This window comes from Thermomonas haemolytica, from assembly GCF_004346265.1.
GTDB lineage: Bacteria > Pseudomonadota > Gammaproteobacteria > Xanthomonadales > Xanthomonadaceae > Thermomonas > Thermomonas haemolytica.
Genome location: NZ_SMAP01000002.1, coordinates 177343 through 191241, shown reverse-complemented (window position 1 = coordinate 191241; position 13899 = coordinate 177343). Strand labels below are relative to the sequence as shown.

At 71.6% G+C, this 13899-nt stretch carries 15 protein-coding genes and 1 riboswitch; of the genes, 9 read left to right on the top strand and 6 right to left on the bottom strand.

Features of this window, described 5'->3' with window-relative positions:
* Window positions 1-297: 297 nt before the first annotated feature.
* Together EDC34_RS04025 and crcB are read right to left on the bottom strand one after the other, a co-directional pair.
* Window positions 298-618, bottom strand: a complete 321-nt coding sequence (locus tag EDC34_RS04025) for a DUF190 domain-containing protein (RefSeq protein ID WP_205388034.1) — start codon at window positions 616-618, stop codon at window positions 298-300.
* Window positions 615-1049, bottom strand: a complete 435-nt coding sequence (gene crcB, locus EDC34_RS04020) for a fluoride efflux transporter CrcB (RefSeq protein WP_114959430.1) — start codon at window positions 1047-1049, stop codon at window positions 615-617. The genes EDC34_RS04025 and crcB overlap by 4 nt, the downstream gene beginning before the upstream one ends.
* Before the next feature lie 38 nt (window positions 1050-1087).
* Window positions 1088-1178: riboswitch (Fluoride riboswitch) on the bottom strand.
* 226 nt (window positions 1179-1404) lie between these two features.
* Here crcB and EDC34_RS04015 point away from each other — a divergent pair.
* The 5 genes from EDC34_RS04015 to EDC34_RS03995 all read left to right on the top strand — a co-directional run bounded on the left by EDC34_RS04015 (window position 1405) and on the right by EDC34_RS03995 (window position 5250).
* On the top strand, window positions 1405-2193 hold the full coding sequence (locus tag EDC34_RS04015) for an ATP-binding cassette domain-containing protein (protein ID WP_114959431.1): 789 nt from the start codon (window positions 1405-1407) through the stop codon (window positions 2191-2193).
* Entirely contained in the window at window positions 2193-2942 is a 750-nt protein-coding gene (locus EDC34_RS04010; RefSeq protein WP_114959432.1) for an MlaE family lipid ABC transporter permease subunit, read from the top strand. The genes EDC34_RS04015 and EDC34_RS04010 overlap by 1 nt, the downstream gene beginning before the upstream one ends.
* An 85-nt stretch (window positions 2943-3027) precedes the next feature.
* On the top strand, window positions 3028-3534 hold the full coding sequence (gene mlaD, locus EDC34_RS04005) for an outer membrane lipid asymmetry maintenance protein MlaD (RefSeq protein ID WP_114959433.1): 507 nt from the start codon (window positions 3028-3030) through the stop codon (window positions 3532-3534).
* Window positions 3531-4181 carry an MlaC/ttg2D family ABC transporter substrate-binding protein gene (locus EDC34_RS04000; protein ID WP_114959434.1) on the top strand — a complete coding sequence of 217 codons (651 nt, stop codon included), beginning with the start codon at window positions 3531-3533 and terminating at the stop codon, window positions 4179-4181. The genes mlaD and EDC34_RS04000 overlap by 4 nt, the downstream gene beginning before the upstream one ends.
* Before the next feature lie 40 nt (window positions 4182-4221).
* Window positions 4222-5250, top strand: a complete 1029-nt coding sequence (locus tag EDC34_RS03995; RefSeq protein ID WP_240311048.1) for an MlaA family lipoprotein — start codon at window positions 4222-4224, stop codon at window positions 5248-5250.
* A gap of 18 nt (window positions 5251-5268) precedes the next feature.
* Here the strand turns inward: EDC34_RS03995 and EDC34_RS03990 are convergent, their stop codons facing one another.
* Genes EDC34_RS03990 through EDC34_RS03980 form a run of 3 tightly spaced genes read right to left on the bottom strand, consistent with a single transcriptional unit; the run spans window position 5269 to window position 8637 of the window.
* Window positions 5269-6648, bottom strand: coding sequence for a DNA recombination protein RmuC (locus EDC34_RS03990; protein ID WP_114959436.1), 1380 nt, complete (start codon window positions 6646-6648; stop codon window positions 5269-5271).
* Window positions 6649-6688: 40 nt separating this feature from the next.
* The gene (locus EDC34_RS03985) at window positions 6689-7399 is read right to left on the bottom strand and encodes a VIT1/CCC1 transporter family protein (protein ID WP_114959437.1); all 711 of its coding nucleotides are present in this window, start codon (window positions 7397-7399) and stop codon (window positions 6689-6691) included.
* Window positions 7400-7452: 53 nt separating this feature from the next.
* A complete protein-coding gene (locus tag EDC34_RS03980) occupies window positions 7453-8637 on the bottom strand; it encodes a class I SAM-dependent rRNA methyltransferase (protein ID WP_114959438.1) in 1185 nt (394 codons plus the stop codon).
* A gap of 228 nt (window positions 8638-8865) precedes the next feature.
* On the opposite strand from EDC34_RS03980, the gene EDC34_RS03975 reads away from it, so the two are divergent.
* Entirely contained in the window at window positions 8866-9828 is a 963-nt protein-coding gene (locus tag EDC34_RS03975) for a TerC family protein (protein WP_114959439.1), read from the top strand.
* 49 nt (window positions 9829-9877) lie between these two features.
* Entirely contained in the window at window positions 9878-10693 is an 816-nt protein-coding gene (locus EDC34_RS03970) for a rhomboid family intramembrane serine protease (RefSeq protein ID WP_114959440.1), read from the top strand.
* 31 nt (window positions 10694-10724) lie between these two features.
* Here the strand turns inward: EDC34_RS03970 and EDC34_RS03965 are convergent, their stop codons facing one another.
* A complete protein-coding gene (locus EDC34_RS03965) occupies window positions 10725-11048 on the bottom strand; it encodes a hypothetical protein (protein WP_114959441.1) in 324 nt (107 codons plus the stop codon).
* Window positions 11049-11247: 199 nt separating this feature from the next.
* Here EDC34_RS03965 and EDC34_RS03960 point away from each other — a divergent pair, with 199 nt between their 5' ends.
* Both EDC34_RS03960 and EDC34_RS03955 read left to right on the top strand, forming a co-directional pair.
* Window positions 11248-12705 carry an efflux transporter outer membrane subunit gene (locus tag EDC34_RS03960; protein ID WP_114959442.1) on the top strand — a complete coding sequence of 486 codons (1458 nt, stop codon included), beginning with the start codon at window positions 11248-11250 and terminating at the stop codon, window positions 12703-12705.
* On the top strand, window positions 12702-13886 hold the full coding sequence (locus EDC34_RS03955) for an HlyD/EmrA/EmrK family protein (RefSeq protein WP_114959443.1): 1185 nt from the start codon (window positions 12702-12704) through the stop codon (window positions 13884-13886). The genes EDC34_RS03960 and EDC34_RS03955 overlap by 4 nt, the downstream gene beginning before the upstream one ends.
* The last annotated feature ends 13 nt before the right edge of the window (window positions 13887-13899 follow it).

The following is a 13899-nucleotide window of genomic DNA, read 5'->3' as shown; positions in this document are numbered from 1 at the left end:
TAACCGTTCGGGCTTGAAGAAGACCAGCACGGCGGCCGTGCGCTCTTTACTCAGAGACGGGCTCGATCACCCCAGCGCGTACCAAGCTGCACGGGCCGGTCTGGTCGCCTCATCGGCGATCAGACTCTACCGTTCTGGTCCGGTCTGAACATACAAGCAACTCCGAGGTTCCTGCCGGCTATGGATGGCCGGCCACGCATCCATCATGCAAGTGATTGATGCGCGTGAGCCGAGTCCGGACCTGTGCCGGGCTCGGCGTGGGCTGACAACGCTTGGATGGCGTTGTTCAGACCTTCCCTAGGCAGGTGCAATCACCCCGAAATCCGCCTCGATGCGCGCGTAGAACGCCTGTACGCCTTCCTGCTGCAAATGCTCCAGCAGCGCATCGGCCTGCTCCGGTGCGGTGATGAACTCCACCAGCACCGGCTCGCTACCGGCCAGCTCGAAAAAGCGCTCCTCGTGCAACACGCCGTGGCGACCGTAGCCGGCCATCGCGCGGAACACAGAACCGCCGGGAATCCCCTGCGCCTTGGCGGCCTCCAGCAGCCATTCATACAGCGGCTTGCCCGCATGGCGGCTGTTCTCGTAGGTGTAAATCCGCAGGTGGATGCCTTTCATGAGCTTGCTCCTTGGAATTGGGCCTGCAGCAGGGCATGGGTGGCGGTATACCCCGCCCAGGTGGCGAGCAGCGACAGCCCGACATGCAGCGCGATGCCGGCACCGGCCCAGCCGAACTGGCCGCGCATCATCAAGGTGGTGATCTCGGCGGAGAACGTGGAGAACGTGGTCAGCCCGCCGAGGAAGCCGGTCATCAGCGCCAGCCGCAACGCGGGGGGCAGGGCATCGAACTGGTTGAACAGCGCCAGCAGCACACCCATCAGCAGGCCGCCCACGGTATTCGCGGCCAGCGTGCCCAGCGGCACGGTGGGGAACAGGGGATTGAGCGCCAGGCCCAGGCCCCAGCGCGCCAGTGCGCCGAACCCGGCGCCGATGAAGATTCCCAGGGCTGCAATGAAGTTCACGGCCTGTGCCTCGCATGTGGCCGGCATGCGCAACCCGCGATGAGCCTGCGCACCGGCGATCGTCCGGATGGGCAGGCATCATCAGCACCCCGGCGTTCGCGCCGCGTGCGGTTCGCCTGTCGAAACAGGCCGGAGGATGCCTTCTCCTTGGCGGCCATCTTAGCGCAGGTGCGGGGCGCGGAATGCTGCATTCCAGCGCCAACTCCGTCGCGGGCGCGCGCCGGCGTGCACGCGCGGCGCGGATCGGCGATAATTCCTGTACCCGCGGGTTTACCCGCTCCGCCCCTGTTCAGCCAGTGCCCGCCAAGCTGCGCGCCGACGCGCCCGCAGCGGAAGGCCGCAGTCCGCGTTTTTCCCTCGTCCCGCCCACGCCCCGGAACCGATGCCCACGCCCACTTCCCCCGCCGTGCGCCTGTCCGATGTCCGCCTGGAATACAGCGGCCGCACGATTTTGCGCGGGCTGGACCTGGCGGTGCCGCGCGGCAGCATGACCGCGGTGCTGGGTCCGTCCGGTAGCGGCAAGTCCACCCTGCTGGCGGCGATCACTGGCGAGCTGGTGCCGGCGCAGGGCACGGTGGAGGTGTTCGGCCAGCCGGTGCCGCGCGGCGCGCGCGCGCTGCTGGAGATGCGCAAGCGCCTGGGCGTGCTGCTGCAGGGCAATGGCCTGCTGACCGACCTGACCGTGGCCGAGAACGTGGCGCTGCCGCTGCGCGCGCACCTGCGCCTGGCGGAGCCCGAGCTGCGCGCGCGGGTGGCCGCCAAGCTCGATGCGGTGGGCCTGGGCGCCGCCGCCGACCTGTTCCCGCGCGAGCTGTCCGGCGGCATGGCGCGGCGCGCGGCGCTGGCGCGGGCGATCGCGCTGGATCCGCCGCTGCTGCTGTGCGACGAGCCGCTGACCGGGCTCGACCCGATCGCCAGCGGGGTGGTGATGGCGCTGCTGCGCCAGCTCAACCAGTCGCTGGGGCTGACCTGCATCGTGGTCAGCCACCACGTGCGCGAAACCCTGCCGGTCTGCGACCAGGCGGTGGTGGTCGCCAACGGCACGCTGGTCTTCGAAGGTGCGCCCGACGTGCTGCAGGCCAGCCAGGATCCGCTGCTGCGGCAGTTCCTGGACGGCGCCGCGCACGGGCCGATCGCCTTCGACGACGTCACCGGACAGAGGGCCGCCTGATGCCGCTCGCCAACAGTCTTCGCGCGCTGGGTCGTTCCGGGCTGTTCGCCTTGGCAGTGCTGCGCGCTTCGCGCCCGACCCGCGATTTCCTGGCCGAACTGGTCAAGGAGATCTACAAGATCGGCGCGCGATCGCTGCCGATCATCGTGGTCGGCGGCGCCTTCGTCGGGCTGGTGCTCACCCTGCAGGGCTACCGCACCCTGACCACCTTCGGCGCCAGCGACGCACTGTCCACCCTGCTCGGGCTGTCGCTGTACCGCGAACTCGGGCCGGTGCTGACCGCGCTGCTGTTCATCGGCCGCGCCGGCAGCTCGATCGCGGCCGAACTGGGCCTGATGCGCGCCACCGACCAGCTCAAGGCACTGGAATTGATGGCGATCGATCCCGTCGCCAAGGCGGTGGCGCCGCGGTTCTGGGCGGCGGTGATCAGCCTGCCGCTGCTGACCGGACTGTTCTGCCTGCTGGCGGTCACCGCCGGCTGGTTCGAGGCCGTGCCCTCGCTGGGGTTGGACAACGGCACGTTCTGGGCGGGCCTGCAGAGCAGCGTGGATGCCTGGGACGATTTCGGCGTGGCGCTGCTGAAATCAGCGGTGTTCGGGGGTACCGCGGCGCTGGTGGCGGCGTATGCCGGGTACTATGCCGAACCCACCATCGAAGGCACCTCGGTGGCCACCACGCGCGCGGTGGTCAACGCCTCGCTGCTGGTGCTGATGTTCAATTTCGTGATGTCGGCGCTGTTGTTCAAGTAATCCCACAGCCCCGCGCCGGTGCGCGCGGGGTCAACAGAAACACAGGGCGTCCGAAATGCCCTCCACGTTCGTATAGAGGTCGTACATGGCAATCCGTAGCCCCAGGATCGAATTCGCGGTCGGCGCCTTCCTGCTGCTGGCGCTGGCGTCCCTGCTGGTGCTCGCCTTCGTGTCCACCAACCGCCAGTTCGGTGACGGCGGCAGCCACTACCCGCTGCGCGCCAGCTTCACGTCGATCGGCCAGCTGCGCCTGCAGGCGCCGGTACGGATCGGCGGGGTGACGGTGGGACGGGTGGCGAAGATCGAGCTCGACCCCAAGACTTTCAATGCGGTAGTGACGCTGGACATCGATGCGCGCTACCCGCTGCCGGCGGATACCTCGGCCGGCATCTACACCAGCGGCCTGCTGGGCGAAAGCTATGTCGGCCTGCAACCCGGTGGCGACCCCGAAAACCTCAAGCCGGGCGAGCAGATCGCCTTCACCCAGCCGGCGGTGGATCTGATCCAGCTCGCCGGCAAGTACATGTTCGGTGGTGGCACGGCGACCTCTGCGCCGGCCACCGCCCCCACCCCCACGGAAGCCAAGCCATGAAGACCCTGCTTCTGAGCCTCTCCCTCGCCCTCGGCGCGCCGCTGCTGGCGGCCGCGCCGGCGCTCGCGCAGACCCCGCAGGCGGCCACTGCGACCCCGGGCCAGCAGATCGTCGCTACCGGCAACCGCGTGCTGGCCACCCTGCAGCAACGCCGCGCCGAATTCCGCAAGGACCCGGCCGCCCTGCGCGTGTTCGTCAACGGCGAGCTGCGCACCAGCTTCGACAGCCTGTACGCGGCGCGCCTGGTGCTGGGCGTGCACGGCCGCGGCGCCAGCGATGCCGACGTCAAGCTGTTCGCGGATGCGCTGGTGGACAACCTGATGCAACGCTACGGCGCGGCCCTGCTCGACTTCGAAGGCAACCCGCGGCTGCGCCTGAAGGGCGAGACCGCGCTGCCCGGCGGGCGCGGGGTAAAGGTCTCCACCGAGCTGCTGCGCGACAACGGCGCGCCGGTGCCGGTGGACTACCTGGTGCGCAACAACGGCGGCTGGAAGATCTTCGACGTGATGATCGAAGGCGTGTCCTACGTGCAGACCTTCCGCAGCCAGTTCGACGGCCCGCTGCAGCAGAAGTCGATCGCGCAGGTCGCGGCCGAGCTGCGCAACGGCGCCGCCACTCCGGCGCCCGCCGCCAAGGCCGGCCGCTGAGCCCGCCCACGTTTTCCGGGAGACCACCATGGCGCGCCTGATGCTTGCCCCGCTCCTGCTGCTGGCCCTGTCCGGCTGCGCCGGCCAGGCCGTGCGCGCGGATGTCTCCCCGGCACGCGTGGAAACGCAGGCCCCGGCCGCCACCCCGGACCAGGTCGCGCCGGACGCCACCCCGGCCGCCGGCGACACCGATGGTGCCGCCACGGCCAATGCTACCGGCACCCCGGCGCCGGACGCGGCTCCGCCGCCGGCCGACCAGCCCCCGCTGTCCGCGGCCGAGCTGGCCGCCAGCGATGCCTCGGCCGACGCCGCGGACGCCGACTACGCCGCGATCTACGGCAGCGCCGGCGTGGACGGCAGCAGCGACACCACCCCGGTGCTGGACCCGTGGGAACCCATGAACCGCCGCGTCCACGCCTTCAACCTGGCGGTGGACCGCGCGGTGATGCGCCCGGTCGCACGCGCGTACGCCACCGTGGTGCCGGCACCGGTGCGCGCCGGGGTCGGCAATTTCTTCGACAACCTGGGCGCACCGATCGCCTTCGCCAACCTGCTGCTGCAGGGCCGCCCGGGCGAGGCGCTGGAAACCCTGGGCCGGTTCCTGGTGAACACCACGGTCGGCATCGGCGGCCTGTTCGATCCCGCCGGCAAGGCGCTGAAGATGCACCGCCACAGCGCCGACTTCGGGCGCACCTTCGCGCGCTGGGGCTGGCGCGAGTCGCGCTATCTCGAACTGCCGTTCCTCGGCCCGAGCACCCTGCGCGATGCCTTCGGCAAGGCCGGCGATTATGAACTCTCGCCGCTGACCCATATCGAGAAGGACCGCACCCGCATCAGCCTGCAGGCACTGCAAGCGGTGGACCTGCGCGCCGGGCTGCTGAGCCTGGATGCCCTGCGCCAGTCCGCGCCGGACGAATACGTGCTGACCCGCGACGCCTGGCTGGCGCGCCGCCGCTACCTGATCGAAAGCGACCGCAAGCATGGCGACGAAGGCATCGACGCGCTGCCGCCGTACCTGATGGACGCCCCCGTGGAGCCGGAAAAGCCGGAGCCTGCGCAGCAGCCCTGATCCGATCCCGGTGCCAGCTCAGGACGCGGCCGCGTCCGGGCCGCCCAGGCGCGGCGGCGCATCCCCGCCCGCATCCGCGGCGACGTCCACCTCGCGCAGGCTGCGTTCGATCGCACGGGTGCGCACGCCGGTCTGCTCGATCTGCTTGCTGGCCTGGTCGAGCTTGGCCTTGACGTTGTCGAGGACGTCGCCGAACTTGCCGAACTCGGTCTTGGCCTTCTCCAGAATCCGCCACACTTCGGCCGAGCGCTTCTCGATCGCCACCGTGCGGAAGCCGATCTGCAGGCTGGTCAGCAGTGCCAGCAGGGTGGTCGGGCCGGCCAGGGTGATGCGGTGCTCGCGCTGCATCGCCTCGAACAGCCCGGGTCGGCGCAGCACTTCCGCGTACAGCCCTTCGGTCGGCAGGAACATCACCGCGAACTCGGTGGTATGCGGGGTCGCGACGTACTTGCGGATCTCACGCGCCTGCAGCCGCACCGCGCGCTCCAGCGCATCGCCGGCGGCGCGCACCGCTTCGGCATCGGCACGCTCCTGGGCATCCAGCAGGCGCTCGTAGTCCTCGCGCGGGAACTTGGCGTCGATCGGCAGCCAGACCACGCCGTCGCTGGCGGTGCCGGGGAAGCGCACCGCGAATTCCACCCGGCGGTTGCTGCCGGGCACGGTCTCCACGTTGGCGGCGTACTGGTCGGGCGCGAACACCTGCTCCAGCAGCGCCGCCAGCTGCACCTCGCCGAAGATGCCGCGCGACTTCACGTTGGTCAGCACCCGCTGCAGGCCGCCGACATCGGCCGCCAGCTTGCTCATGTCGCCCAGGCCCTGGTGCACCTGCGCCAGCATCTGGTGCACGCTGGCGAAGCTCTCGGTCAGGCGGGTCTCCAGGGTGGCGTGCAGCTTCTCGTCCACGGTGGCGCGCATCTGTTCGAGCTTGCGCGCGTTGTCCTCGCGCATGCCGGTGAGCTGCTGCTCGAGGGTGGCGCGCAGCTCGCCCAGGCGCGCCTCGTTGCGCTGGGTGAGCTCGCGCAGGCTGGCCGCGAGCGACTCGGCGTGCTGCTGCTGCTGCGTGGCCAGCTCCAGCCGCGCCTGGCGGGCATCGTGGGTGAGCGCGGCGCGCAGGTCCTCCAGGCGGGCATCGGTACGCGTGGTCAGCTCGTCCAGGCGCGTGTCGGTGCGGGTGGCCACCGCCTGCACCTGCAGGCCGAAGCCGTCGATGCGCTGGCCCTGCTGCAGGGCGAAGCTGTCGAGCTGGGCGCGCAGCTCGTCGCGGCCTTCGCGTGCCTGCGCGCGCAGCAGATCCGCCAGGTGATCGCCGCGGCCGCGGGCCAGCAGCAGGGCAAGCATCGCGAGCGCGGCCAGCACCGCCAGCAGCAGCACGCTCAACAGCAGGGTCGTGGTGTCCATCGCGTCAGTGTAGCGGCGCGCGGTCGCAGCGCCTGCGACTTCAGCCGGCGCTGATGCCGAAGATCCGGCCGATGCCGGCGGTCACCGCCAGCGCGAGGGTGCCCCACAGCAGGACCCGCAACGCGCCCTTCATTCCGCCACCACCGGCCACGCGTTCGGCGACGTAGCCCAACACCGCCAGCAGCACCAGGGTGCTGGCGACGATCACGGCGGACAGGCCCGGTGCGGTCCACAGCCACGCCAGCAGCACCGGGGGCAATGCGCCGATCGTGAACGAGGCGGCCGAGGCCAGCGCCGCCTGCACCGGACGCGCGCGCTGCAGGTCGTGGATGCCGACCTCGTCGCGCAGGTGGGCCGCCAGCACGTCGTGCGCCGTCAGCTGCTCGGCCACCTGGCGCGCCAGCACCGGCTCCAGCCCGCGCCCGATATAGATCTGCGTGAGCTCCTCGAGCTCCGCCTCGGGATGCTGTTCCAGCGCCTTGCGCTCCATCCGGATATCCGCCAGCTCTGCGTCCTCCTGCGAGCTGACCGACACGTACTCGCCCGCCGCCATCGACAGCGCGCCGGCCGCCAACCCGGCGATGCCGGTCAACAGGATGGTCGCCGGCGCCGCCTGCGCCGAGGCCACGCCGAGCACCAGGCTGCTGGTGGAGATGAGGCCATCGTTGGCGCCCAGCACCGCGGCACGCAGCCACCCGGAGTGCTGGCTGCGATGGACCTCGTGGTAATGGTGGTGGCGCTCGGCAGGCATGGTGGATCCCTCGGCTTGAATGGGGGCAAGGCGCGCAGTCCGCGCGATCGCGTTCAGTCCAGCACGCGGCAGAATACCGCCTTCAGGTAGCGCGATTCCGGCACCTGCGCCAGCCATGGATGGTCCGGGCCAGCACCGGCGACCTTGAGCACCTGCACGGTGCGGCCGGCGTAGAACGCGGCGCGGCGCAGCATGTCGAGGAACTGCTCCTCGCTGACCAGCCCCGTGCAGCTGAAGGTGGCGAACAGGCCGCCGGGCTTGACCACGCCCAGCGCCAGCTTGTTCATGTCGAGATATTTCTTGAGCGCGTTGATGACCTGCTCGCGGTCGCGGGTCATCTTGGCCGGGTCGAGGATCACCGCGTCGAAGCGCTCGCCGTTGAGCGCGGCATCACGCAGCCACGGGAAGATGTCGGCCTGCACGAAGCGCGGCTTGCGGCTGCCGATCAACGCACTGTTGAGGTGCGCGTTCTGCTTGGCCAGCTCGATCACCGCCGGGTCGATGTCGATGCCCACCACCTCGGCCGCGCCGCGCGCTGCGGCGTACACCGCGAAACCGCCGGTGTTGCAGCACAGGTCCAGCACGCGCTTGCCTTCGACCTGCCGGCTGAACCACTCGCGGTTCTCGCGCTGGTCGGCGAAAAAGCCGGTCTTGTGCGCGCCGGCCGGATCGGCGCGGAAGCGGATGCCGTGCTCGGTGACGATCGCCGGTTCGGTGCCCTGGGTGTCCTTGTAGTCGAAACTCTCCTGCTTCTGCACGTGCTCGTCGGCGAAGCTGTGGAAGCGGCAACCGGGGAAATGCTCGCGCAGGGCGTCGAAGATGATGCTGCGATGGCGCCACGCGCCGGCGCTGAAGAACTCGACCACCAAGAGGTCGTCGTAGCGGTCCACCACCAACCCGCTGATGCCGTCGCCCTCGCTGTGGACGACGCGCCACGCGTTGGAGACCGCATCCAGCTTGAGGATCTCGCGGCGCAGCCGCACCGCCTCGCCGATCTTGCGCACGAACCAGGCGGCGTCCACCGCCACGTCGGGGTCGCGTTCGAGCATGCGCAGGGCGATCCGCGAGTGGCCGTTGTAGAAGCCGCGCCCGACGAAGGCGCCATCCACCCCGACCACCTCGACGATGCTGCCGGGCTTGGGCCGCTGCGCCGGCTTCTCGACCAGGCGCTGGAAGATCCACGGATGGGTGGAGTTCCAGGCGTTCTTCAGGCGGACGACGGGCAGGGGCTCGGACATGGGGCTTGACGACGGGCGGGCGGGATCGGCTATTGTCGCCGAAGAAGGGGAGTAATCCCGCGCGCGACGGTCGTCATGACGGGCCGATGTCCTTGCCGGACATCCCGCCCCGGCCCCGCGGCAGGCCACCGGGTCTGTGGATGAGACCTTCGCCGAACGGCGAAGCGCGCTCCCTTTCCATGCGTCCCTGCATGGACGCCTCCGCCGCTCGAACCCGTGGAGCGTTGCATGGAGACGATCGGAACCCCCTTTCTCTGGCTGGTATTCGCCGGCGTGGTGCTGCTGGCCCTGGTGGTCGACCTGGTGCTGATGCGCCACGGCGGGCCGCACAAGGTCACGTTCAAGGAAGCCGCCTGGTGGAGCCTGGGCTGGGTCGCGCTGGCGCTGGCCTTCAATGCCTGGCTGTGGTGGGAGGCCGGGCAGCGCTTCGGCGCCGCGGAAGGCGAGCGCATCGGCATGGAGTTTTTGACCGGCTACCTGGTCGAGAAGGCGCTGGCGGTCGACAACATCTTCGTGTTCCTGATGATCTTCGGCTATTTCGCGGTGCCGGAGATGCAGCGCCAGCGCGCGCTGGTGATCGGCATCATCGGCGCGATCGTGCTGCGCGCGATCCTGATCTTCGCCGGCGCGCTGCTGCTCGCCAGGTTCCACTGGATCCTCTACCTGTTCGGCGCGTTCCTGCTGTTCACCGGGGTGAAGATGTGGCGCGCGGCCGGCGAGGAGCCCGACCTCGACCGCAACCCGGTGCTGCGCTGGCTGACCGCGCACGTGCCGTTCGTGCGCCGCTACGTGGGCAGCGCGCTGTGGATCGGCCGCGGCCGGCGGCGCAAGTTCACCCCGCTGTTCATCGTGATCGCGATGATTGGCATCACCGACGTGATTTTCGCGGTGGACTCCATCCCGGCGATCTTCGCGATCACCGCCGACCCCTTCATCGTGCTGACCAGCAACGTGTTCGCGGTGCTGGGCCTGCGCGCGATGTTCTTCCTGCTGCAGGGCATGGCCGACCGTTTCCACCTGCTGCCTTATGGCCTCGCGCTGGTGCTGGTGTTCATCGGCGCCAAGATGCTGCTGGTGGACCTGTACAAGCCGCCGGTGCTGCTGGCGCTGGGCGTGGTGGCGGCGATCATCGGCACCACTATCGCGCTGAGCCTGCTGCGGCCGCCGGCGGCACGCAGCGGCCACGGCTGAGACCAGGGGCACGCCTTGCGTGGGCGCCGGCGCGCCCCATCTCGTTGCGATGGACACGCTTGCCGCCACCGCCGCGCGCCAGGATCGCCGCCGCCTGCGCCACGCCATGCTCGCCAGCGGCGGCTTCGTGCTGCTGCTGTGGGCCTGCTTCCTCGCCCAGCACGCCCTGGACCGGCTGGGCGTGGACTGGACCGGGCTGACGCTGACCCCCGGCACCGGCGCCGGCCTGGTGGGCGTGCTCACCGCGCCGCTGCTGCACGGCTCGCTGGAGCACGTGCTGGCCAATTCCTTCGCGCTGCTGGTGCTGGGCACGCTGGCGCTGGTGGTGTACCCGAAGGCGACCCTGCGCGCATGGCCGCTGCTGTGGCTGGGCTCGGGGCTGGGCGCCTGGCTGCTGGGCGACCCCGGCAGCCACCACCTCGGCGCCAGCGGGCTCGCCCACGGCCTGGGGTTCCTGGTGTTCACCCTGGGCCTGCTGCGGCGCGACCGCGCGGCGATCGCCGCGGGCATGATCGGCTTCCTGTTCTATGGCGGGATGCTGCTGACCATCCTGCCGCACGAGGCGGGGATCTCGTGGCAGTCGCACCTCGGCGGCGCACTGGCCGGCCTGCTCGCCGCCGTCCTGTTCCGCCGCAGCGACCCGCCGCCCGCGCGCGCGCCCTACAGCTGGGAGCTGGAGGAACAGCAGGAAGCGGCCGCGCGCGAACGCGCCGATGCTGATATCGCGCAGTTCGAACCGCCCGCCCCTGCGGACGTGCCGGTGCTGTGGCAGCGCCCGGCGTCCGCACCGGGCACGGGTACGGTCGTACCACTGCGGCGGCCTGCGTCCGCGCCTGTCGAATCTTCCCGCAAGAGGGGCGATTGAACCCGCGAGCAGATCCTCGCGGCTCGCGCGCTCAAACGCCGTAGTCGTCCTGCTCGTATTCGCCGCGGCGCAGGGCGCGCACCTGGCGGGCCTGCCCCTCCAGCGCCGCCTGCCGGCGGGCGCGCTGGCGCGCGGCGTACCAGAGCAGGCCGGCACCGGCCACCGCCGCGCCCACCAGCAGCGGGTTGCGGCGCACGAAGCCGCCGGCCACCTTGGTGCCCGCGCGCACTGCCGCCAACGCGGCCCCGGTCTCCAGCCACTGCTTGGCGCTGCCCGGCAGGGCCTTGCGCAGGCCGTCGCCGAGCTCGCCCATCAGCTCCTGCGCCCGGTCCTGGGTGTCATTCAACTTGCGCATGGATTCCTCCGTCGTTTGTTTGCCTGCTTACCGGGGCGACTATCCACCCGCGCCCGTTGATGGATCGTGAGCGGGATGACGCCGATGCGATCCGCCGCGCTACCATCTGCGTATGCCAGCACCGAGCCTTCGGCGCAACCGGGCCTGCTCGTGGACTTGCTTGTGCACTGATGGACGCCACCAAGGAGCGCATGTCCGCATGAACCCCTCTGCTTTCCGTCCGCTGCTGGCCGGCATGGCCGCGGCGCTGCTGGCCGCCTGCGCCGCCGCGCCGCCGCGCCTGCCGCCCCCGGCGCTGGACGCGCGCGCGCCCCTGCCCGCTTCCGGCGGCGACATGCACGCGGCATGGCCGACCGCCGACTGGTGGGCGCGCTACCGCGACCCGACCCTGGACGCGCTGATGGCGCGCGCGCTGGCCGGCGCGCCCAGCCTGGCGCAGGCACAGGCCCGGGTGGCGCAGGCGCGCGCCGCGATCGCCGCGCAGGCGGCGTCCGGCAATCCCTACGTCGGCGCCAGTGCCGACCTGCAGCGGCAGCGGATCAGCGAGCACGGGCTGTTCCCGGTGCAGTTCCTCGGCTTCACCTGGTACAGCCAGGCCGACCTCGGGGTGCAGCTGCAGTACGACGTGGACTGGTGGGGCAAGCACCGCGCGCAGGTCGCCGCCGCCACCGACCAGGCCCGCGCCGCCGCCGCGGAGGCGGACGCCGCGCGCCTGGCGCTGACCGCCGCGGTCGCGCAGACCTATTTCGGCTGGCAGGCCGACCAGGCCCGGCTGGCGCTGGCCGCGCAGGCGATCGCCGCGCAGCAGCGCCTGCTGGCGCTGGCGCAGGCGCGCGCCGCGCGCGGGATCGACGGCAGCGATGCGGTGCATGCGGCGGAATCGGCGCTAGCCGCGGCCGAGCGCGGGCGCACCGCGCTCACCGCCAGCGCCGAGGGCCGCCGGATCGCACTGGCGGCGCTGCTCGGGATCGCCCCGGACGCGCTGCCGCCGCTGCAGGCGCAGCCGCTGCCGCCGGCCTCGGCGGGCCTGCCCGCGGATGCCTCGCTGGCGCTCATCGCGCGCCGCCCGGACATTGCGGCCAGCCGCTGGCGGGTGGAGGCCGCGGCGCAGGACGTGGCCGCCGCGCGCGCCGCGTTCTTCCCCGACCTCAGCCTGAAGGCGCTGCTTGGACTGTCCAGCATCAACCTCGGCAAGCTGCTGACGGCGGGCAGCCGGGTCGCGCTGCTGCAGCCGGCGCTGAGCCTGCCGCTGTTCGACGGCGGTCGCCTGCGCGCCGGCTACGGCATCAGCCGCGCCCAGCTCGACGCCGCGATCGCCGACTACCACGCCAGCGTGGTGCAGGCCGCGCGCGAGGTGCAGCAGCAGGCGCTGACCCTGGCCCAGCTGGGCGAGGAGGCGCAGCAGCAGGCCACCGCGCTGGCCGCCGCGCGCGCGCTGCAGGCCAATGCCGATGCGCGCGCCCGCGCCGGGCTGGGCGACGACCGCAGCCGCGCCCAGGCCGCGCTGGCCCTGCTGCAGGCCGAGGACGCCGCGCGCGTGCTGGCCGCGGCGCGGTTGGCGGCCGACATCGCCCTGATCCAGAGCCTCGGCGGCGGCTATGCCGATCCGGCCACCGCCGCGCCTTCCCCCGATTCCAAGGACGCCCCCACGCCATGAGCACGCCGACGCCTTCCGCCGATTCCACTGCACCCAGCAACGGCAACGGGACCGGCAAGCGCAAGCGCGTGCTGCTGGTGATCGCCGCGCTGTTCGCGCTCGCCGGCCTGGCCTGGCTACTGCTGTGGCTGTTCGTGTTCTCGCTGCGGCAGACCACCGACAACGCCTACGTCGGCGGCAACCAGGTCGGGGTGAACGCGCGCGTGGGCGGCACCGTCACCGCGATCTACGCCGACGACACCGATCTGGTGCGCGCCGGCCAGGTGCTGGTGCGGCTGGACGGGACCGACACCCGGCTGGCGCTGCAACGCGCCGCCGCCGCGCTGGCGCAGGCGGTGCGCCAGGCGCGCCAGGCCGACAGCGGGGCCGCCGCCGCCGGGGCCGCCGAGGCGCAGGCGAAGATCGCGCTGGCGCAGGCCGAGGCCGACTACCGCCGGCGCCTGCCGCTGCTGGCCGAGAAAGCGGTGCCGCCAGAGGAAGTGGCGCACGCGCGCGAGGCGGTGGAGCGCGCGCGCGCGGCGCTGGCGCAGGCCAGCGGGCAGGCACGGGCGCAGCGCGCGCTGGTGGAAGGCGTGGCGATCGCGCAGAACCCGGCGGTGCAGCTGGCGCGCGCCGCCTACGTCGAGGCCTGGGTGGCCGACCACCGCACCGCGATCGTGGCGCCGGTGGACGGCATCGTGGCCGGACGCAATGTCCAGGTCGGGCAGCTGGTCGCACCCGGGCAGCCGCTGCTGAAGATCCTGCCCCTCGATCAGCTGTGGGTGGATGCCAATTTCAAGGAAGGCCAGCTGGACAAGATCCGCCTCGGCCAGCCGGCGCGGCTCACCAGCGACCTGTACGGCAGCGGCGTGGTCTTCCACGGCAAGGTCGCCGGGATTGCCGCCGGCGCGGGCAGCGTGTTCTCGCTGCTGCCGGCGCAGAACGCCAGCGGCAACTGGATCAAGGTGGTGCAGCGGGTGCCGGTGCGGATCGCGCTGGAGCGCGACGACACCCTGCGCCAGCATCCGCTGCGTCTGGGGTTGTCGATGGAAGTGGAGATCGACACCCGCGACCAGTCCGGGCCGCGCCTGCCCAGCCAGCCGCCGACGGCCGCGGTCGGCCAGACCGACGTGTACGCGCACGACCTCGACGCCGCCGCGCGCGAGGCCGACGCCATCATCGCCGCTAACGGCGGCCGCTGAGGCCTGGCCGTGG